The sequence below is a fragment of the Cryobacterium sp. MP_3.1 genome (assembly GCF_035984795.1).
GTDB lineage: Bacteria > Actinomycetota > Actinomycetes > Actinomycetales > Microbacteriaceae > Cryobacterium > Cryobacterium zongtaii.
The window spans coordinates 44163-63382 of sequence record NZ_JAXCHV010000006.1 but is presented as its reverse complement, the minus strand read 5'-3'; the positions used below and the strand labels follow the sequence as shown (position 1 = coordinate 63382).

Sequence of the window (19220 nt, the reverse complement as noted above, 5' to 3'; positions counted from 1 at the left end):
CGGCCATGGCCGTCACAACCGAGGCGGCGCCTGCCCCCGCGACCGAACCGGCACCCGCCGAAACCACGACTCCCGACGCCTCGTTCGCGCCGTCCGAGCCAGACTCGCCGGCAGAGTCGCCGTCCGAGTCACCGGCTCCGCCCGCCCCGGCCGCGCCCACCATCGACAGCCCCGGCGCCAACGCCTTCGTGGCCGGGAGCGTCACCGTCTCCGGCAGCCGTGACCCCACACACGACATTCAGCTGCTCTCCCCCACCGGCGGTGCTCCGCTGTGCACCGTCGCCGCCGACGGGTCGTCCACCTGGCAGTGCCCCGGAGTGGTCCTGCCCAGCGGACCCGCCGTCGACCTGCGGGCGGAGGTGACCGGGGACTCCGGCCTCGCGGCGGTCCACGCCGTGCGGGTGCTGCAGGCCCCGACGGTCACGGGCGGCTCGACCGGCCATTCCTCCTCGAGCGGGATGGTGCGCGGTACCGGCTATCCCGGCGCAGTCGTCACCGCCACTCTCGCCGCGGGACCGAGCTGCTCGTTCACCGTCGACACCTCCGGGGTGTGGGCCTGCCTGCTGGAGGGCGCGGTGCCGAGCGGAGCGCAGCAGATCACCGCCTCACAGCAGACCTCGTTCAGCGCCCCGGAGACGTCGCCGGCAAGCGAACCGGTCAGCCTGACCTTCGACGTCGACGCCCCGGCCGCGCCCGTCGTGACGAGCCCCGCCGCCGACGCCACGCTGACCTCCGCCGCCGGGCCGTTCTCCGGGCGGGGCGAGAACGGCGCCACCGTCACGGTCTTCGCCGGCGCCTACTCGGTCTGCAGCGCCGTCGTGTCCGGTGGCACCTGGTCGTGCACGGGGTCCGGCATCGCAAACGGCTCGTACGACCTGCGCGCCGTGCAGCAGGATGCCGCCGGCAATGTGAGCCCCGGCAGCTCGGCGATCCGGGTGACCTTCGGTGCCGCGACCGTTGCGCCCGCACCGGCACCGACACCGACCGCCGCCCCTCCCGTCGTGCCTGCCCCGACGGCGACCGCGCTGGCGACCCCCACGGCCACACCGGGCAGCGGTTCGCCCAGCCCGCTTCCCGCCGCCCCCGAGGACGGCGACGCCGCCGCACCGCCCGAGCTGACCGTGCCGGGGGGCGGTTGGAACGACCCCACCCAGTTCAGCACCGCGGTGATCCCGCCCTGGACCGTGGCGCAGTTCCCTTGGCTGCAGGCGGCGATGCTCACGCTGGGAGCCCTGCTGCTGCTCGTGATTCCGGCCCGGCTGCTGGCCGGCACCATCACCCGGGCGCGAGACGGCCGGCCGGTCTTTCGCGGCCATCAGCTCGCCGGCCGCAACCGCGCCGGTGAGGAATTCGAGGTGGCCCCGACCCTGCAGGTCAATCGCTGGGTGGCCTACGGCGGCACCGTCGTCGCCGCCGCCGTGTTCGTTCTGTTGTCGGGCCCGGTGTCCGCCACGCCGGCCTATCTCCGGCTGCTGCTGGCCGTGGTTCTCGCCCTCGTGGTAGTGAACGCCGTGGCCGCCCTGGTGCCGCAGTGGTGGGGGTCCAGGGCGCTGCACATCGAGGTGACCACGACGATCCTGCCGCGGTACCTCGCGGTCGTCGCCGTCACCGCGCTCGCCTCCAGGCTGTTCGAGCTCCAGCCCGCCCTGCTCTTCGGGCTGCTGGGCAGCGTCGTCGTTGGCGCGGGGCCCGGCCTGGCCCAACGCGGCCAGCTGGCCGCCATCCGGGCCGGCAGCCTGTTCGCCCTGGGACTGGCCTCGCTGCTGGTCGTCGGCACCCTACCGGCGGCCGACGGTTTCCTCAGCACCCTGGCCGCTGAGGTCGCGAACACCGTCGTGCTGGCCTCGATCGGCTCGGCCGTGCTCGTGCTCATTCCGATCGGGAACACGAGTGGACGCAGCATCCTGGCCTGGTCGCCGCCGATCTGGGCCGCCCTGACGGTGCCGGCTTTCCTCACCCTGTTCACGCTGCTCTCGCCCATGCTTCCGCGTTGGACGGGCACCGGCACCGCGATGCTGCTCTGGGTGGTGGCGACGGGCTTCGCCGTGGTCAGCGTGGCCGCCTGGGCGTGGCAGCGCTTCGTACTGCCGGGCCGACGCTGAGGCGCCGCCGCGCCGGGTGATTCCTGGTGCCCCCGCTGGGATTCGAACCCAGACTGTGACGATTTTAAGTCGCCTGCCTCTGCCGGTTGGGCTACGGGGGCACGCCCGGACTAGCCGGGCATCACGAGCGGATGCCGCACCGGAGTGCGGCATCCACCGGTGACTCTACGGTGCTGCGATGGTCTCCGTGCCGGACTCGGCAGCGGCGACCTCGACGACGGGCTTCTTGACCGGGGCCTTGCGCGGTGCACGCGGGGCCTTGACCGCGGCCGGGGCGACGACCGCGGGTGCGGCTGCCGGCGGCTTCGGACGGGACGCGAACTCCTGGAACACGGCGCGAGGCGTCTGCACGGCCTCGAGCGACACGATGTCGCGGCCCAGGAAGACGTTCAGGACCCAACCGCCGACAACGCGAATCTTGCGCTCCCAGCTCGGCATGGCCAGGCCGTGGTAGCCGCGGTGGGCGATCCAGGCCGGGAAACCCTTGAGGGCGAATTTGCCGGACTGGAATGCTCCGACGCCCACACCGAGGCCGGCGACGGCTCCGAGGTTCTTGTGGTTGTAGTCCGCGGGGCCCTCACCGCGGAGGACCGCGACGATGTTCTTGGCCATGAGCTTGCCCTGGCGCACGGCGTGCTGGGCGTTCGGCACGCAGAAGCCGCCGACGCCGCCGCCGGAGAGGTCGGGAACCGCGGTGATGTCACCGGCGGCCCAGGCGTCGACGACGATCTCGTCCTCGGTGCCGACACGCAGGTCGGCGCGCACACGCAGTCGGCCGCGCTCTTCGACCGGCAGGTCGGTGTTGCGCACGATGCCGGGGTTCGCCATGACGCCGGCGGTCCAGACGATCAGGTCGGTCTCGAAGGACTCTCCGGTGGAGAGCTCGATCTTGCCGTCGACGGCGGAGGTGAGCTGGGTGTTCAGGTGCACCTCTGCACCACGCTCGGCGAGGTTCTTGATGACCCACAGCGCGGTGGTTTCGCTCACCTCCGGCATGATGCGACCCATTGCCTCGATGAGGTGGAAGTGCGTGTCCTCGAAGGCGATCTGCGGGTACTTGGTGAGCAGCGAGCTGGCGAAGGAGCGCAGCTCGGCGAACACCTCAATGCCGGCGAAGCCGCCACCGATGACCACGAAGGTCAGCAGGCGGTCACGCTCGGGGCCGGCGGGCAGCTGGGCTGCCTTGTCGAAGTTGGTGAGGACGGTGTCGCGGATCGCGACGGCTTCCTCGATGGTCTTCAGGCCGATGGCCTGGTCCGCGACCCCGGGGATCGGGAAGGTGCGCGACACGGCGCCGGCGGTGACCACGATGATGTCGTAGTCGAAGACCCACGGTTCGCCGACCGGCGGCGTGATGGTGGCCTTCTTTTCCGCGTGGTTCACGTTGGTGACCTTGGCGGTGAGCACATTGGTCTTCTTGAGGTGGCGACGGTGGGCCACGACCGAGTGACGCGGATCGATGGATCCGGCGGCCACCTCGGGGAGGAACGGCTGGTAGGTCATGTACGGCAGCGGATCGACCATGGTGACCTCGGCCTCGCCGGGACGCAACCACTTCTCAAGCTTCCAGGCGGTATAAAAACCCGCGTAGCCGCCACCGACGATGAGAATTTTGGGCACGATTAGAAGGCCTCCTACAGGGATTGGATACGCGAAAGTTTAGAGATGAGAACGAATTCGCTTGAAATGCCGCGTGGCCCCAATGCCGAACAGCGTTACTAGGATAGCAAAACCCACCAGGACGGCGAGCGGCACGCTGACATAGGTGAGGGTGAGGGGGCTGGGCAGCCAGCCGGCGGCACTGTTCTGCTCCGGCAGGGGCGGGTCGGCATCCGGGACAACGGGCACCGGAGTTCCCGGTGTGGTGGGCGTCATCGGCGCGGCGTCGGCACGGCGGTGCAGGGTGATCCACTCCTGCAGGAGCTCGGCGGGCGTGGCGGAGGTGGACTTCGGCACGTACGCGGAGACCGCGGCGGCGGCGTCGATCAGGCCGTTGCCGTAGATCGGGCTCGGCACCGTGTGCCCGTTCGGGTTCGCGGTCTCGATGATCCGGTTCATCACCTCGGTGGCATCCAGCTTCGGGTAGGCCGAGCGCACCAGGGCCACCAGCCCGGAGACTATCGGCGCGGCCGCGCTGGTGCCGTTCCACTCCATGTAGCCGCCGCCGGGCGCGACACCGACGAGCTTCTCGCTGGGCGCGGCAACGGCGATGGTGATGCCCTGCGAGGAGGCGTCGAAGCTGGCCTCCTTGGACTGGTCGACACCGGCGACGGTGAGCACGCCGGGAATGGTGGCGGGGGCGCCGACCTCGGTCGTTCCGCTGCCCCTGTTACCGGCCGCAGCGACAACCACGACGTCGTTTTCGAACGCGTACATGAACGCGTCATCCCAACTGGTCGGCCAGTCCAGGGTGTTGCGGGTGAGTGACATATTGATCACGTCGGCGCCGTTGTCGACGGCCCACCGGATGCCCGCGGCAATCTGGTCGTCATTGCTGAGCACGGCGTCACTGGTGCCGAACGCCACCGAGACGGCGAGGATGGATGCCTCTGGCGCCACGCCGATCAGACCGCCACCGGTTGGCGTGCCACGGCCGGCGAGGAGGGATGCCACCAGGGTGCCGTGTTCGTTCTCGGCGCCGACCGGGGTCTGACCGTTCGACGAGCCGACGCCGGAGACGTCGGTGCCGCCGACGACGGCGCCGCTGAGCTCGGTGATGCTGCCGTCGACACCGGTGTCGATGACGGCGACGGTGACGCCGGCTCCCTTGGTGGTGGTCCAGGCTTGGCTGAAGCCGTAGTCGTTCAGCCAGTATTCGAGGTCGCGTACCTGGTCGGCGCGGGCGACGGAGGTGTCGCCGACGACGCCCACGACCGCGACGGCTGCCGCGAGGGTGATCGCGACGCCGGTGAGGATGCGGCGCGCGGCGCCGGTCACGCGTCGGCCGGCGGGACCGCCGGCGGAGCGTAGTCCAGGCACTCGCACACCTGGGGCGACCAGGCGGCCCGCAGCAGGGCCAGGTCGCCGATCGGGTTGACGCCGGGACCGGCCGCCAGGGCGTGCGCGGCCAGGGCGTGCAGGCACTTGACCCGCACCGGCATCCCGCCGGAGGAGACGCCGGCGAGTTCGGGGACAACGCCGATCATCTCGCGATCGGCCAGGAAGCTTTCGTGGGCGGCCCGGTAGTGGGCGCGCAGGTCCTCGTCGTCGGCGAGCATCTGGTTGTACTCGTTCATCACCTGGGTGGCTTCCAGGAACGACAGCGCGGCCGTGGCGGCGGGGTGCGATAGGTAGTACAGGGTGGGGAACGGGGTGCCGTCCTCCAGCCGCGGCGCCGTGGCCACGACGGTGGGCGCGCCGCAGGTGCAGCGGGCGGCGATGCCGATAACGTTTCGGGCGGGGCGGCCGAGCTGCGCGGAGACCGTGGCGATGTCTGCCTCGGAGGCGGGGTCGAAGGGCGGTCGGGTCATTCTGCTGCCTCCTGGGGGGCCAGTGCGGATGTCATCACCGATCGGAAGACGGAGTCGACCCAGTCGACTTCGGTGTCCTGGATGGCGGTGCTGATGGGTGCGGTGTCGGCGGCGTCGTCGACGCTGGCTCCGCTGTCGTTGATCACGAGAAAACTGATGTCACCGGGCAGCACGTAGGAGAGCCGGTCCCGCGCCTGGGTGGTCACGAAGGTGCGGTCGTTCCACCGTTCCCGCTCCGCCTTGAGGTCGTCGACCGAGTCCTGTTGGGCTGCGACGGTGTCGCTGAGCTGGTCGATCTGTTTGCGCTGTTCGGCGTAGGTGCGCACACTGGGCGCCAGCACGACGACAGCGAGCACCAGAAGACCCATCATCACGAAGGAGAATCCGCTCAATCGCAGGCCGCGGAGCCAGCTGCGCACCGCGGTCTCGTCGGTGGCGAGTTTGACCGCCCGCTGCTCCGTTCGGCGGGGCTCGGTCCGGCGGGGCTCGGTTCCGCGGGACTCGGTTCCGCGGGACTCGGTACTGTGCGGCTTCGCCCGGCGCGGTTTGGGCAGGCGCGGTGGGGTCATGCCAGAACCGGTGAAGGTCACGGTGACTCCCGTCGGGTGCTCGGTGGGTGATGCTCGCCGGGGCACACAGAAATGCCCCGGTTCTAGAGTGCCAGATCTTTCGGCCCGCACCGTTCGCCACGGCCCGCGAACCCGGATCCTGTGCAAACCCGCAGCCTGGCGGTGGCGCGCGCCCAAAAAAAGGCTCCCCGCCCCGGACGATGTCCGAAAGGCGGGGAGCCCGGGTGGTTCAGAGGGGATTAGCCCTTGAAACGCGGGAACGCGGAACGGCCGGCGTAGACCGCGGCCTCGCCGAGTTCTTCTTCGATGCGCAGGAGCTGGTTGTACTTGGCAACGCGCTCGCTGCGGGCCGGGGCACCGGTCTTGATCTGGCCGGCATCCGTGGCGACCGCGAGGTCGGCGATGAAGGTGTCTTCGGTCTCACCGGAGCGGTGCGAGATAACGGTCGTGTAGCCGGCGCGCTGGGCGAGGGCGACGGCGTCCATCGTCTCGGTCAGGGTGCCGATCTGGTTGACCTTGATGAGGATCGAGTTCGCTGCCTTGATCTCGAGGCCCTTGGCCAGGCGGATCGGGTTGGTGACGAACAGGTCGTCTCCGACGATCTGAACCTTGTCGCCGAGCTGAGCGGTGAGGTGGACGTAGCCTTCCCAGTCCTCTTCCTCGAGCGGGTCTTCGATGGAGACGAGCGGGTACGCCTCGAGCAGTTCGGCGTAGTACGCGACGATCTCGGTCGAGGTCAGTTCCTTGCCCTCGAAGTGGTAGACGCCGTCCTTGAAGAACTCGGTGGCTGCGCAGTCGAGCGCCAGGCCGATGTCGGTGCCGGGCGTGTAGCCGGCCAGCGTGATGGCTTCGACGATGAGGTCGAGCGCCGCACGGTTGCTGGGCAGGTTGGGGGCGAAGCCACCCTCGTCGCCGAGGCCGGTCGCCAGGCCCTTGCTCTTCAGCAGGCCCTTGAGGGCGTGGTAGACCTCAACGCCCCAGCGCAGGCCCTCGCTGAAGGTGGGAGCGCCGAGCGGGACAACCATGAATTCCTGGATGTCGACGTCGTTGTCGGCGTGCGAGCCACCGTTGATGATGTTCATCATGGGAACGGGCAGGGTGTGCGCGTTCGGGCCGCCGAGGTAACGGAAGAGGGGCAGGTCGGCCGAGCTGGCGGCGGCCTTGGCGACGGCCAGGCTCACGCCGAGGATGGCGTTGGCGCCGACGCGCTCCTTGTTGACGGTGCCGTCGGTCTCGTTGAGGACCATGTCGATGATGCGCTGGTCGGCGGCGTCGAGGTCCTCGACGGCCGGGCCGAGCTCGTCGGTGACGGAGCCGACGGCCTTGAGCACACCCTTGCCCAGGTAACGCTTCTTGTCACCGTCGTGCAGCTCGTAGGCCTCGAAGGCGCCGGTCGAGGCGCCTGAGGGTACGGCGGCACGGCTCAGCGTGCCGTCCTCGAGCAAAACCTCGACCTCGACGGTCGGGTTGCCCCGAGAGTCGAGGATTTCGCGTGCAACAACTGCGTCAATAAGAGCCACAACTATCTCCTGTGTCTGTCTGTGTATCGATTTTTGGATTCTAAGTCCGTGTGGATTTTGAGGAAGACGCCGCTGTGTTCCAGTCCGTAGAACAGTCTAGTGACCGGTTCGTCGGCCCGCTCAGGACTGAAGTCCCGTTCACCGCCGGAACATCAACCGTTCAGCCGGTGCTCGGTTCAGCCGGCCAGCGGCTTGAAGACCAGGTCGTCGGGCTCGACGGAGTCATCGGTCACGAACGCGAACCGGCCGTAACCCGCGGCACCGGCCCGTTCGAGCAGAGCCTTGAGGTTCTTGGTGCGCTTGTCCAGCCGCACCCGGAGGCCCTCTGCCACGAGGGCGGTCTTGAGCGCGACGAGGGCGGCCGGGTCGGCATCCTTCTCGTGAACGAGCAGGACGGCGGACTCGGTGTCGTCGTCGGAGCCGGCGAGCAGGTCGACGATGCGTTCGAACCCGATCGAGAAGCCGCAGGCGGGCACGTCGGTGCCGAGGAACCGGCCGATCATGCCGTCGTAACGGCCGCCGCCGCCCAGCGAGTAGCCCAGGTCGGGGTGCTTGATCTCGAAGATGGTTCCGGTGTAATAGCCCATCCCGCGGACCAGGGTGGGGTCGAACTCGAGCGCGACTCCGGGCAGCGCGGCCCGCAGCGCGGACAGGTCGGCGTACGCGGCGGCGTCCAGCCAGGCCGGCGCGTCCTGCGGGTCGGGCCAGCCGGCGTCGCTGAACCCGGCGAGGGTGGCGGCCAGGCCGGTGGTGTCGATTCCGAGGCCGCCGAGCTCGGTGACGACGCCGTCCACACCGATCTTGTCGAGCTTGTCGAGGGTGATCAGGGCGCGTTCGGTGAGGTTGCCGGCCACGCCCCAGGTGCTGAGCATGGCGGTGAGGATGCGGCGATCGTTGATGCGGATCGAGCAGCCGGTCAGGCCCAGGTTGTCCAGGGCTGCGACGGTGGCGGTGATCAGTTCGATCTCGGCAAGCGGGCCGGCCTCGCCGATGATGTCGATGTCGCACTGCACGAACTGGCGGTAGCGGCCCTTCTGCGGGCGTTCGGCGCGCCAGACCGGGGCGATCTGGATGGAGCGGAACACCGTGGGCAGCTCGGCGCGGTGGCTGGCGTAGAACCGGGCCAGCGGCACCGTGAGGTCGAAGCGCAGCCCCAGGTCGGCCAGGGAGAGCAGGTCGTCGGCCTCGGCGGCCGTCACGAGGTCGGCCGGGCCGATTCCGCGCTTGAGCACGGCGAAGCCGAGCTTCTCGTTGTCGCCGCCGAGGCCGGAGTGCAGCCTGATGGTGTCCTCCATCACGGGCGTTTCGATCTCGTCGAAACCGTGCGCGGCAAAGCTGGAGCGGATGATGCCCAGAGCCCGTTCGCGGGTGGCCTTATCGGCCGGGAGGAAGTCGCGCATGCCGCGGGGAGGGGTCACTGCTGTTGCCATGCCCCAATTCTGTCAGGTCGCCCGGCCCGACCCCGCCGCGGCGTTAGATCGCGCCGCCGGCGGCTCCGGGCGCGTCGGCGTCGCCGCCGGCGTCACCGACCTGCTCGCGGGCGATGAAGTTCTCGATGTCGAACAGGTTGTCCTTGGCGCGCTTGGCGATGGTCAACAGGGTCGACATGGAGGCGACCTCCTCGACCTGTTCCTTGAGGAACCAGAGCATGGCCTGCTCGCCGAGGGCGTCGCCGTCGGTGCGGGCGGCTTTGAAGAGCGCCTCGATCTGAGCGGTGACCTGCTGTTCCTGCGCGAGGGCCAGCGCGATCGGTTCGACGATGTCAGCGAAACCGTTGATCACGGCGGGGATCCCGGGGATCACGACCTCCAGGCCCCGGTCGAGCCGGTACTGCACGAGCATCATCGCGTGGTTGCGCTCTTCTACGGACTGCCGGTAGAAGTGTGCGGCCAGCTGGGGCAGGTCCTGGCTGTCGAACCAGGTGGCGATGGCGATGTATTGCTGGGACGCGGCGAACTCGTTGCCGATTTGCTGGGTGAGGAGCGCGTTGAAGGTCGTTTCGGTCATGCTGCGACGTTAGCGGGCCGCACCGCCTGGCGCTATGCGGTGGGGAACGCGATAACGCCGGCGTCGGCCGGGTCGCCGTCGGCCAGGCCGAAGGACCCGTCGCCGCTCTCCTGCTCGGCCGCGCGGATCTCGTCCTGCAGGTCGCGGAGCGCGGTGCGCAGCGCCCGCTCGGAGTCCAGCCCCTGGGCCTTGGCCGCGGACACGATGGCGAGCAGGATCGGGCCCAGCTCGGCCTCGCTGTCGATGGGCAGCAGGGCGGGCGCATCCGTCTCGAGCAGGCCGATCTTCTGGGCCCGGCCGAGCACCTTGTCGGCCAGCGCCAGCGCCGGCATGCCCTGCGGTATGCCGTCGAGCACGCTGGTGCGGTGCTGCTTCTCGGCGGCCTTGACGTCGTCCCAGCCGGCGATGACCTCGTCGGTGGTCTTCTGAGCGCCGGACTCCTCGAAGACGTGCGGGTGCCGCCCGACCATCTTGCGGGTCATCCGGGCGGCCACCTCCTGGATGTCGAAGTCCTCCCCCGGTGTCTCGGCGGCGATGCTCGCGTGGAAGACCACCTGGTAGAGCACGTCACCGAGCTCCTCGAGCAGGTCGTCGCGGCTGCCGCTCTCGATCGCCTCGATCAGCTCGTGAGTCTCCTCGGTGAGGTACTGCACGAGCGACGCGTGGGTCTGCTCGGCGTCCCACGGGCAACCGCCCGGCGCGCGCAGGCGGGCGACCGTTGCGACGAGCTCGTCGAAGGCGGATGGCGTGGGCTGGGCGTATTCGGTCACACTCCATCGTAGGCGGCGGGACTAAACTGATCGCTGGTGTGCCGGGAAGTCTGGTCGGCGGGCGAAGTGTTTCGCTCACGACGTACGACCGACCCGCTTTGACACCGGGTGGACAGGATCCCCATGACTTTCATCCGTTCCGAACGCTACGCCGCCGGATTCCTGCTTCTGGCCGGTGTGCTCGGCCTGATCATGGCCAACCTCGCCTTCGGTCCGGCGCTAATCGAGGCCGCCAACGAACACCTGCACACCGGCCTGTTCGGGCTGGACCTGTCGGCCAAGCACTGGATCAGCGACGGACTGCTGTCGATCTTCTTCTTCCTCATCGCCATCGAGCTCAAACGCGAACTGGTGATCGGCGACCTGAACAGCTTCGGCAAGGCGGCGCTGCCCGCCCTCGCCGCGCTCGGCGGGGTCGCGGTTCCCGCCGTCATCTACCTGCTGCTCACTCAGGGCTCGGGGCTGGCCGCGGGTTGGCCGGTGCCCACGGCCACCGACATCGCTTTCGCGCTGGGGGTGCTGGCGGTGTTCGGCCGTGGGATCCCCACCCGGGTGCGGGTGTTCCTGCTGGCCCTGGCGGTGCTCGACGACCTCGTGGCGATTCTGATCATCGCGTTTTTCTTCACCCAGGAGCCCGAGCTGCAGTACATCGGCTTCGCGGCGATCACGGCCACCCTCTTCGGGGTCACCAGCCGGCTGCTCAAGCCGCGTTCGCCGTGGGTACTGGGCCGGAAACCGGTGTGGCCGATCATCGTCCTGCTGATCGTCCTCGGCGTGGCCACCTGGTACTTCACCTATCTCTCCGGCGTGCACGCCACCATCGCCGGCGTGATCCTCGGCCTGGTGATGGCCCGGGTTCCCGGTGGCCGCACCCACCACGTGCTCGAGCCGTACTCCAACGCGGTGATCCTGCCGCTGTTCGCGTTCTCGGCGGCCCTCGTGGCCATCCCGCAGGTGAGCCTGGCAGAGCTCAGCCCGGCGTTTTGGGGCATCCTGGTGGCCCTGCCGGTGGGCAAGCTGATCGGCATCACCCTGGCCGGAAGCCTGGGCAGCCTGATTTCCCGTCGCCCCAACGGGTCCAGGTCCGGGCTCAAGTTCGTCGACATCGTGATGGTCGCTTGTCTGGGCGGCATCGGCTTCACGGTGTCACTGCTGATGGGCGCGCTCGCCTTCGCCGGCAGCGTCGAGGTGGTCGACGAGGCCACCCTCGCCGTGTTGCTGGGCTCGGGCTTCGCGATCCTGGTCTCGGCCGTCGTGGTCAGTGCGCGGGCACGGCAGTATCGACGGGCCGCGGAAACACAGCGTCCAGCAGCGAGCCCGTCCACGCTATAAGGGCGGCGTCGGCCAGCGGCTCGCCGTTCAGGCGCGGCAGCGGCACGATCATCGATCCGGCCGCGGCCGAATACTTGGCGCCCGGGTACATCCGCTGTACCCGGACCTGCATGGAGTCGGCCAGGTCGACCGGCGCCACCCGCAGGTTGGAGCCCATCGCGACGACCTCACCGAGGCCGGCCTGCTGTGCGTGCCGGCGCAGCCTGGACACGGCGATGAGGTTGGTGACGGCTTCGGGCGGTTCGCCGTAGCGGTCGGTGAGCTCCTCGAGCACGAGCCCGATCTGGTCGTCGGCGGCCGCGAGCCCGCTGGCGCCGGAGAGCTTCTGATACGCCTCCAGGCGCAGCCGCTCGCTGTCCACGTATTCCTCGGGGATGTGCGCGTCCACGGGCAGCTCCAGCCGCAGCTCCGTCTGGCCCTCGGCCACGTCACCGCGGAAGGTCGACACGGCCTCGCCGATCATGCGCAGGTAGAGGTCGAAGCCGACCCCGGCTATGTGACCGGCCTGCTCGCCGCCGAGCAGGTTGCCCGCGCCGCGGATCTCGAGGTCCTTCAGCGCCACCTGCATACCGGCGCCGAGTTCGTTGTTGGCCGCGATGGTGGCCAGCCTGTCGTGCGCGATCTCGGAGAGCGGCTTGTTCTCGTCGTAGAGGAAGTACGCGTATGCACGCTCCCGGGCACGGCCGACCCGGCCGCGCAGCTGGTGCAGCTGGCTGAGCCCGTACTTGTCGGCCCTGTCGATGATGATGGTGTTCGCGTTGGCGATGTCCAGGCCGGTCTCGATGATGGTCGTGGAGACCAGGATGTCGAACTTGTTCTCCCAGAAGTCCACCACCACCTGTTCCAGCTGCGCCTCCGGCAGCTGCCCGTGCGCCACGGCGACGCGGGCTTCCGGCACCAGTTCGGCCAGCTGCGCGGCCACCCGGTTGATGCTGGAGACGCGGTTGTGCACGAAGAAGATCTGGCCCTCGCGCAGCAGTTCGCGGCGGATCGCGGCGGCCACCTGGCGGTCGGAGTACGGGCCGACGAAGGTGAGGATCGGGTGCCGGTCCTCCGGCGGGGTGGCCAGGGTGGACATCTCCCGGATGCCCGTGACGGCCATCTCCAGGGTCCGCGGGATGGGCGTGGCGCTCATGGCGAGGATGTCGACGTTGGTCTTGAGCTTCTTGAGGGCGTCCTTGTGCTCGACACCGAAACGCTGTTCCTCGTCGATGATGACCAGACCGAGGTCCTTGAAGATCGTGTTCTCCGACAACAGCCGGTGGGTGCCGATGACCATATCGACGGTGCCGTCGAGCATGCCGGCCACGGTCTCGCGGGATTCCTTGTCGGTCTGGAACCGGCTGAGCGCCCGCAGGTGGATGGGGAACCCTGCGAAGCGCTCCTGGAAGGTCTCCATGTGCTGTCGCACGAGCAGCGTGGTCGGCACGAGCATGGCCACCTGCTTGCCGTCCTGGATGGCCTTGAACGCTGCGCGCACGGCGACCTCGGTCTTGCCGAAGCCCACGTCACCGGACAGCAGCCGGTCCATCGGGATGGGCCGTTCCATGTCGGCCTTGACCTCCTCGATGGTGGTCAGCTGGTCGGGCGTCTCCGCGAACGGGAACGCCTCCTCGAGCTCACGCTGCCAGGGGGTGTCAGGGCCGAATGCGTGACCCTTGCTGGCCATCCGTGCCGAGTAGAGCTTGACGAGTTCGACGGCGATGTCGCGCACAGCGCGGCGGGCCTTGGTCTTGGCGGCCGACCAGTCGCTGCCGCCCATCTTGGACAGCGCGGGCGCCTCGCCGCCGACGTAGCGGGAGACCAGGTCGAGCTGGTCGGTGGGCACGTAGAGCTTGTCGCCGCCGTGACCGCGCTTGGACGGCGCGTACTCGAGCACCAGGTATTCGCGGGTGGTCTTGACCGGGTTGCGGCCGCCGCTGGAGACCTCACGCTGGGTGAGTTCGAGGAACTTGCCGATGCCGTGGGTCTGGTGCACGACGTGGTCGCCGGTCTTCAGCTGCAACGGATCGACGACGTTCTTCCGCCGGCTGGCGAGCTTCTTGATCTGGCGGGCGTCGTAGCCGACGGTGCGGCCGTAGAACTCGCTCTCGCTGACCAGGGTGAGCTTGGTCTCCGGGATCTCGAAACCGTGAGTGATGGAGGCCTTGATCAGGTAGGCGATGCCCGGTTCCGGGTTCGCCGGGAACTCCTCCACGATGCGGGCGGGCAGTTCGGCGCCGGAGAGGACGTCGGCGGCGCGGTCGACGAGGCCGGCGCCCTGCGCGACGACGGCGACGGTCCAACCGTCCTTGAGGCGGGTGGAGAGGTGCCCGACGGCGCCCTCGACGCTGCCGGCGAAGCTCGGCACGGCGTCGCCCTCGATGCGGATGGTGAGCAGTTCGTCGATCTCGCGGTGTTCGGGCAGCACCGGGATGTCGGTGGGCGCGGCCTGGAAGGAGCTCAACGTCCACCAGACCCGTTCGCTGGCGCCGGCGCCGGGGGCCGAGTACCGCACGGCGTCGCGCAGGGTGCCCAGGGTGAGGAAGTCACCGGAGGCCAGGTCGATGGGGGCCTCGGCGCCGGCGGTGGCGGCGTTCCAGGCGGCGGAGAGGAATTCCCGGTTGGTCTCGGCGAGGCTGATGGCGCGGGAGGCGACCCGTTCCGGCGAGATCACGGCGACGGCGGCCTGGCGGGGCAGGTAGTGCGTGACGGGCACCAGCCTGTCGACGAGGGCGGGCGCGAGGCTCTCCATGCCCTCGACGGGGATGCCCTCGGCCACCTTGGCGAGCAGTCCCGCCAGGCTGGGAAATTCGTGCTGCATCTCCCGGGCGCGCTGGCGCACGGCGGGGCTGAGCAGCAGTTCGCGGCTGGGCGGCAGGGTCACCGACTCGATGGGTTCGGGCATCGAGCGCTGGTCGGCGACCGCGAAGGCGCGGATCTGCTCGACCTCGTCACCGAAGAACTCGATGCGGTACGGGTGCGCGGCCATCGGCGGGAACACGTCGAGGATGCCGCCGCGCACGGCGAACTCGCCGCGCCGGGTGACCATGTCCACGCGGGCGTACGCCACGTTGACGAGGTCGACGGCGATGGCGGCGAGGTCGTGGCCGCGGCCGCCGGCGGTGAGCTCGAGCGGGTCGTAGTCGGTGAGGTTGTCGGCCACGGGCTGCAGGGCGGCGCGCACGGAGGCCACCACGATGAGGGGACGGCGGGTGGCCGCATCCGCTGCCTCCCAGTCGCGCATCCGCCGCAGGGCGTAGAGGCGGCGGCCGACGATCTCGGCGCTGGGGCTGAGCCTCTCGTGCGGCAGGGTCTCCCAGGCGGGGAACTCGACGATCTCGGCGTCGTCGGAGAAGCAGCCCAGGTTCTCCCGCAGCGCCTCGGACTCCCGGCCGGTGGCGGTGATGATCAGCAGCGCCCGGCCCTTGTCCAACCTGTCGCGCTGCTCGAGCAGCGCGGCCAGCAACGGGGCGCGGAGGCCCTCGGTGAGCGAGAAGTCGGCGTCACGGGCCGCGAAGGCGAGGGCGGCATCGAACGTGGAGGCACGCGAAAGCGCCGGAATCAAGCCCTGAAGAATCACCGCACAAGTCTACGGGTAGTTTTCTACGCGGGTGGGGCGTGGAACTTCTGCTGGGCGGCGGTGACGCCCTCTGCGGCGATCATCTCGATCGCATCCGCCGCGTCCTCGAGCATGATCCCCAGGGTGGTGCGTTCGGTGCTGGAGAAGTCGTGCAGCACGAAATCGGCGGCGTTCTGCCGGCCGGGCGGCCGGCCGATGCCCATCCGGATGCGGGTGAACTCGTTACTGCCGGTGGCGGCGATGATGTCGCGCAGCCCGTTGTGACCGCCGTGGCCGCCGCCCACCTTGATCTTGAGGGTGTCGAAGGGCAGGTCCAGCTCGTCGTGCACGACGATGAGGCGGGAGACGTCGAGGGAGTAGAACCGGAGCAGGGCCGCGACGGGTCCGCCGGAGAGATTCATGAAGCTGTTCGGCTTGGCCAGGATCAGCTTGGGACCGCCGGGGAAACTGCGCCCCTCGGCGACGGCGGAATTCGCCTTGTGGTTCTTGAAATTCGCGCGCATCCGGTCGGCGAGTACGGCCGTGACCATGTGGCCGACGTTGTGGCGGTTACCGGCGTAGCCGGGCCCGGGGTTACCGAGCCCGACTACGAGCCAGAGATTCTCGTCCAGGGGGTTCCTTTACACGGAGTTTCTGTCCGGTGGTGGAGGGGGAAGACTACTCGGCGGCAGCTTCCTCGGCGGGAGCTTCTTCGCCCTCGACGGCCTCCTCTTCCTCTTCTTCCTCGGCCGGCAGGTGCACGCCGACGACGACCATCTCGGGGTCGGAGATGAGCGACGCGCCGTCGGGCAGCGTGATCTCGCTGGCGTGGATGAGGGTGCCGTCTTCGAGGCCCTCGACGTCGACGCTCACGCTCTGCGGGATGTTGGTGGCTTCGACCTCGAGCAGCAGGGTCTTGGCGTCGAGGTCGGCGGTGGTGCCGGGGGCGGTCTCACCGATGACGTGCACGGCGACCTCAACCTGGACCTTCTCACCCTTGCGGATGACGATGAGGTCGAGGTGCTCGATGATCTGGCGAACCGGGTCCTTCTGCACGTCCTTGACCAGGGTCAGGTGGGTGGTGCCTTCGACGTCGAGCTCGAGCACGGCGTTCGCGCGACGCAGCAGCAGGCCGATCTCGTGAGCCGGCAGTGCCACGTGCACGGGCTCGGTGCCGTGGCCGTAGATGACGGCGGGGATCTTGCCCAGCACGCGCAGCTTGCGGGCCGCGCCCTTGCCGAAGCTGTTGCGTGCGTCTGCGGAAATCTTGTTGTTGCTGTTCTTGGCCTCGGCCATGATGTGTCTCCTTGCGGGCCTCGTGTGCCCGTATTGGTGTTGCGGGCACGGGGCCCGCAGTACGGATGCTGGTTCAACTCGAACGCATGTCAGCGTGAGGAAAGGCCTGAGAGGACTTTTCGCCGCGTCGATTACGGATTTCGCAGGCACCGGTTTCCCGGCTGGCGCGAATCCCTCGCCGAAGTTCAACTCAACAGTCTAGGCGATAAAGTGACGACCATGCCGCCCAGCCTGCACACCCGAGTGACCGAAGACGTCGGACGGTCCATCGTCGATGGGACGGTTCCGGCGGGAACCGTCCTGCTCTCCGACGAGATCGAGCGCCGGCAGGGGGTGAGCCGGTCGGTCATCCGGGAGGCCATCCGGGTGCTGGGGTCGATGGGCCTCGTCGAATCCGTCAAACGGGTCGGCATCAGAGTTCTGCCACCGTCCAGCTGGAACGCCTACGATCCGACCATCATCCGTTGGCGCCTGCTCGGACCCGGCAAGGGCGAACAGCTGCGCTCACTGACCGAATTGCGCTCCGCGGTGGAACCGATGGCTGCGGAACTGGCCGCTCGGCATGCGGCGGCCTCGGTCGCGGCCGAGCTGATGGATGTGGCCGATCTGATGCGCTCGGCGGGCGACTCGGGTGACCTGTCCTCGTTTCTGGAGCTGGACATCCGGTTTCACCGGCTGGTGCTGCGGGGGTCGGGCAATGAGATGTTCGCCAAACTCGACGGAGCCGTCGCCGCGGTCCTGTCCGGCCGCACCGACCTGGGCCTGCAGCCGGACCGCCCGCACGAGAACACCCTGCAGTTGCACGCCGAGGTCGCCGAGGCGATTTCGGGCGCGCAACCGCAGAAGGCTCGGGAGGCGATGGAGCGGATCATGCGTCGTACCTACGCCGAGGTGCAGCCCACCTGGGCCGCCGATCCGACCTCCGCCCTATAAATATGATTACATGGGTTAGGTAAGCCACTAATCTTGAACATGATCACAACTCACAGATCTAAGGGAGAACACGTGTCAGAAACCGGTTCAGCAAACATCGGCGTTGTCGGACTGGCGGTGATGGGCTCCAACCTCGCCCGTAACCTCGCCAGCCGCGAAGGCAACACCGTGGCCGTGTACAACCGTTCGCCCGAACGCACCCGGCTGCTCATGGATGAGCACCCCGAGGCCGGTTTTGTCGCCTCCGAGACCATCGAGGCATTCGTCGCCTCGCTCAAGACCCCCCGCACCGCGATCATCATGGTGCAGGCCGGTAAGGGCACCGACGCCGTGATCAGCCAGCTGACCGAGCTGTTCGAGCCCGGCGACATCATCGTCGACGGCGGCAACGCCCTGTTCACCGACACCCTCCGCCGCGAGAAGGCTGTGCGCGAGACCGGCATCAACTTCGTCGGCGCCGGCATCTCCGGTGGTGAGGAAGGCGCTCTCAAGGGCCCCAGCATCATGCCCGGCGGCTCCGCAGAGGCGTACGTCACCCTCGGCCCGATCCTCGAGTCCATCGCCGCTGTGGTCGACGGCGAGCCCTGCGTCACCCACGTCGGCACCGACGGCGCCGGCCACTTCGTCAAGATGATCCACAACGGCATCGAGTACGCCGACATGCAGCTCATCGGCGAGGCGTACGACCTCATCCGTCGCGGAACCGGCAAGACCCCGGCCGAGATCTCCGAGATCTTCACCGAGTGGAACAAGGGCGACCTCGAGAGCTACCTCATCGAGATCACCGCGGAGGTCCTCAAGCAGGTCGACGCGGAGACCGGCAAGCCGCTCGTCGACGTCATCCTCGACCAGGCCGGCAGCAAGGGCACCGGCGTGTGGACCGTGCAGACCGCGCTCGACCTGGGCATCCCCGTGTCCGGTATCGCCGAGGCCGTGTTCGCCCGCTCCGTCTCCTCCAAGCCCGCGCAGCGTGCCGCTGCCGCAGCTCTCCCCGGTCCGAGCATCAACCCCGTCGAAGACGTGGATGGCTTCATCGAGGGTGTCCGTCTGGCGCTCTACGCGTCCAAGGTCATCGCCTACTCGCAGGGCTTCGACGCCATCGTCGCCGGCGCGGAGCAGTACAACTGGGACATCAAGAAGGGCGAGATCGCGAAGATTTGGCGCGGTGGCTGCATCATCCGCGCCCGCTTCCTGAACCGCATCACCGAGGCCTACACCGAGAACCCGGGTCTCGTTTCGCTCGTCACCGCCCCGTTCTTCACCGATGTCGTCGCCACGGCCCAGGACTCCTGGCGCAACGTCGTCGCCGACGCCGCCCACGCCGGCATCCCCGCGCCGGTATTCGCGTCGTCGCTGGCGTACTACGACAGCCTGCGTGCTGACCGCCTTCCCGCTGCCCTCACCCAGGGCCAGCGCGACTTCTTCGGGGCGCACACCTACAAGCGCGTCGACAAGGAAGGCACCTTCCACACCCTGTGGTCCGGCGACCGTACCGAGATCGTCACCGAGGGATCCTCGCACTAGAGGCTCCTCGCCCTAGAGGCTCCTCCAACCAGGGGGCCCTCCCCCGGAGTTCCTCGCTCCCGCACCACCCGCTCGGCAACTGTTGCCCGTGCGGACATTTGCGCCCGGCACGCCGGCCGCAGAAGTCCGCACGGGCAACACTTGTTGGCGTGGGCA

The 19220-nt window shown here is 68.8% G+C and carries 15 protein-coding genes and 1 tRNA gene; 4 read left to right on the top strand and 12 right to left on the bottom strand.

The genetic code is table 11. The features are described from left to right. Positions 1-5 precede the first annotated feature (5 nt). Positions 6-2102, top strand: a complete 2097-nt coding sequence (locus RCH12_RS05745; protein WP_327016295.1) for an Ig-like domain-containing protein — start codon at positions 6-8, stop codon at positions 2100-2102. Between the two features lie 24 nt (positions 2103-2126). On the opposite strand, the gene RCH12_RS05740 is transcribed toward RCH12_RS05745, so the two are convergent. The 9 genes from RCH12_RS05740 to RCH12_RS05700 all read right to left on the bottom strand — a co-directional run bounded on the left by RCH12_RS05740 (position 2127) and on the right by RCH12_RS05700 (position 10438). Further along, positions 2127-2203: transfer RNA gene (locus RCH12_RS05740), tRNA-Leu, on the bottom strand. A 64-nt stretch (positions 2204-2267) separates the two neighbouring features. Continuing rightward, positions 2268-3722 carry an NAD(P)/FAD-dependent oxidoreductase gene (locus RCH12_RS05735; protein WP_103429767.1) on the bottom strand — a complete coding sequence of 485 codons (1455 nt, stop codon included), beginning with the start codon at positions 3720-3722 and terminating at the stop codon, positions 2268-2270. 39 nt (positions 3723-3761) lie between these two features. Beyond that, a complete protein-coding gene (locus tag RCH12_RS05730) occupies positions 3762-5087 on the bottom strand; it encodes a S8 family peptidase (RefSeq protein WP_423739393.1) in 1326 nt (441 codons plus the stop codon). Further along, positions 5036-5572, bottom strand: a complete 537-nt coding sequence (locus tag RCH12_RS05725; RefSeq protein WP_088456719.1) for a DUF501 domain-containing protein — start codon at positions 5570-5572, stop codon at positions 5036-5038. Before RCH12_RS05725 ends, RCH12_RS05730 begins: the two co-directional genes overlap by 52 nt. Further along, a complete protein-coding gene (locus tag RCH12_RS05720) occupies positions 5569-6141 on the bottom strand; it encodes a septum formation initiator family protein (RefSeq protein ID WP_133163693.1) in 573 nt (190 codons plus the stop codon). The genes RCH12_RS05725 and RCH12_RS05720 overlap by 4 nt, the downstream gene beginning before the upstream one ends. Positions 6142-6380: 239 nt before the next feature. Beyond that, positions 6381-7661: a phosphopyruvate hydratase gene (eno, locus tag RCH12_RS05715; RefSeq protein ID WP_088456721.1), complete on the bottom strand. Its 1281-nt coding sequence runs from the start codon at positions 7659-7661 to the stop codon at positions 6381-6383. Between the two features lie 176 nt (positions 7662-7837). Beyond that, a complete protein-coding gene (gene hisS, locus RCH12_RS05710; protein ID WP_103429769.1) occupies positions 7838-9091 on the bottom strand; it encodes a histidine--tRNA ligase in 1254 nt (417 codons plus the stop codon). Between the two features lie 43 nt (positions 9092-9134). Next, a complete protein-coding gene (locus RCH12_RS05705; protein WP_088456723.1) occupies positions 9135-9668 on the bottom strand; it encodes a ferritin in 534 nt (177 codons plus the stop codon). 32 nt (positions 9669-9700) lie between these two features. Then, positions 9701-10438: a MazG family protein gene (locus tag RCH12_RS05700; RefSeq protein WP_327016294.1), complete on the bottom strand. Its 738-nt coding sequence runs from the start codon at positions 10436-10438 to the stop codon at positions 9701-9703. 123 nt (positions 10439-10561) lie between these two features. Between RCH12_RS05700 and RCH12_RS05695 the strand changes: the two genes are divergently transcribed. Further along, positions 10562-11770: a Na+/H+ antiporter NhaA gene (locus tag RCH12_RS05695; protein WP_327016293.1), complete on the top strand. Its 1209-nt coding sequence runs from the start codon at positions 10562-10564 to the stop codon at positions 11768-11770. Here RCH12_RS05695 and mfd read toward each other — a convergent pair. Genes mfd through RCH12_RS05680 form a run of 3 tightly spaced genes read right to left on the bottom strand, consistent with a single transcriptional unit; the run spans position 11697 to position 16607 of the window. Next, positions 11697-15332: a transcription-repair coupling factor gene (gene mfd / locus RCH12_RS05690; RefSeq protein ID WP_103429772.1), complete on the bottom strand. Its 3636-nt coding sequence runs from the start codon at positions 15330-15332 to the stop codon at positions 11697-11699. The genes RCH12_RS05695 and mfd overlap by 74 nt on opposite strands. A 23-nt stretch (positions 15333-15355) precedes the next feature. Continuing rightward, positions 15356-15943, bottom strand: coding sequence for an aminoacyl-tRNA hydrolase (gene pth, locus RCH12_RS05685; RefSeq protein WP_088456727.1), 588 nt, complete (start codon positions 15941-15943; stop codon positions 15356-15358). A 46-nt stretch (positions 15944-15989) separates the two neighbouring features. Further along, the gene (locus RCH12_RS05680; protein WP_327016292.1) at positions 15990-16607 is read right to left on the bottom strand and encodes a 50S ribosomal protein L25/general stress protein Ctc; all 618 of its coding nucleotides are present in this window, start codon (positions 16605-16607) and stop codon (positions 15990-15992) included. A 219-nt stretch (positions 16608-16826) separates the two neighbouring features. On the opposite strand from RCH12_RS05680, the gene RCH12_RS05675 reads away from it, so the two are divergent. Together RCH12_RS05675 and gndA are read left to right on the top strand one after the other, a co-directional pair. Further along, on the top strand, positions 16827-17540 hold the full coding sequence (locus tag RCH12_RS05675; protein WP_327016342.1) for a FadR/GntR family transcriptional regulator: 714 nt from the start codon (positions 16827-16829) through the stop codon (positions 17538-17540). A 120-nt stretch (positions 17541-17660) separates the two neighbouring features. Beyond that, on the top strand, positions 17661-19064 hold the full coding sequence (gene gndA, locus RCH12_RS05670; protein WP_442784560.1) for an NADP-dependent phosphogluconate dehydrogenase: 1404 nt from the start codon (positions 17661-17663) through the stop codon (positions 19062-19064). Positions 19065-19220 lie beyond the last annotated feature (156 nt).

Bases quoted from the DNA above. Each gene is read 5' to 3' on its own strand.
- RCH12_RS05695 (WP_327016293.1), top strand. From the start codon at position 10,562: ATGACTTTCATCCGTTCCGAACGCTACGCCGCCGGATTCCTGCTTCTG.
- gndA (WP_442784560.1), top strand. From the start codon at position 17,661: ATGGGCTCCAACCTCGCCCGTAACCTCGCCAGCCGCGAAGGCAACACC.
- RCH12_RS05705 (WP_088456723.1), bottom strand. From the start codon at position 9,668: ATGACCGAAACGACCTTCAACGCGCTCCTCACCCAGCAAATCGGCAAC.
- RCH12_RS05725 (WP_088456719.1), bottom strand. From the start codon at position 5,572: ATGACCCGACCGCCCTTCGACCCCGCCTCCGAGGCAGACATCGCCACG.
- RCH12_RS05675 (WP_327016342.1), top strand. From the start codon at position 16,827: ATGCCGCCCAGCCTGCACACCCGAGTGACCGAAGACGTCGGACGGTCC.
- RCH12_RS05745 (WP_327016295.1), top strand. From the start codon at position 6: ATGGCCGTCACAACCGAGGCGGCGCCTGCCCCCGCGACCGAACCGGCA.
- hisS (WP_103429769.1), bottom strand. From the start codon at position 9,091: ATGGCAACAGCAGTGACCCCTCCCCGCGGCATGCGCGACTTCCTCCCG.
- RCH12_RS05720 (WP_133163693.1), bottom strand. From the start codon at position 6,141: ATGACCCCACCGCGCCTGCCCAAACCGCGCCGGGCGAAGCCGCACAGT.
- RCH12_RS05680 (WP_327016292.1), bottom strand. From the start codon at position 16,607: ATGGCCGAGGCCAAGAACAGCAACAACAAGATTTCCGCAGACGCACGC.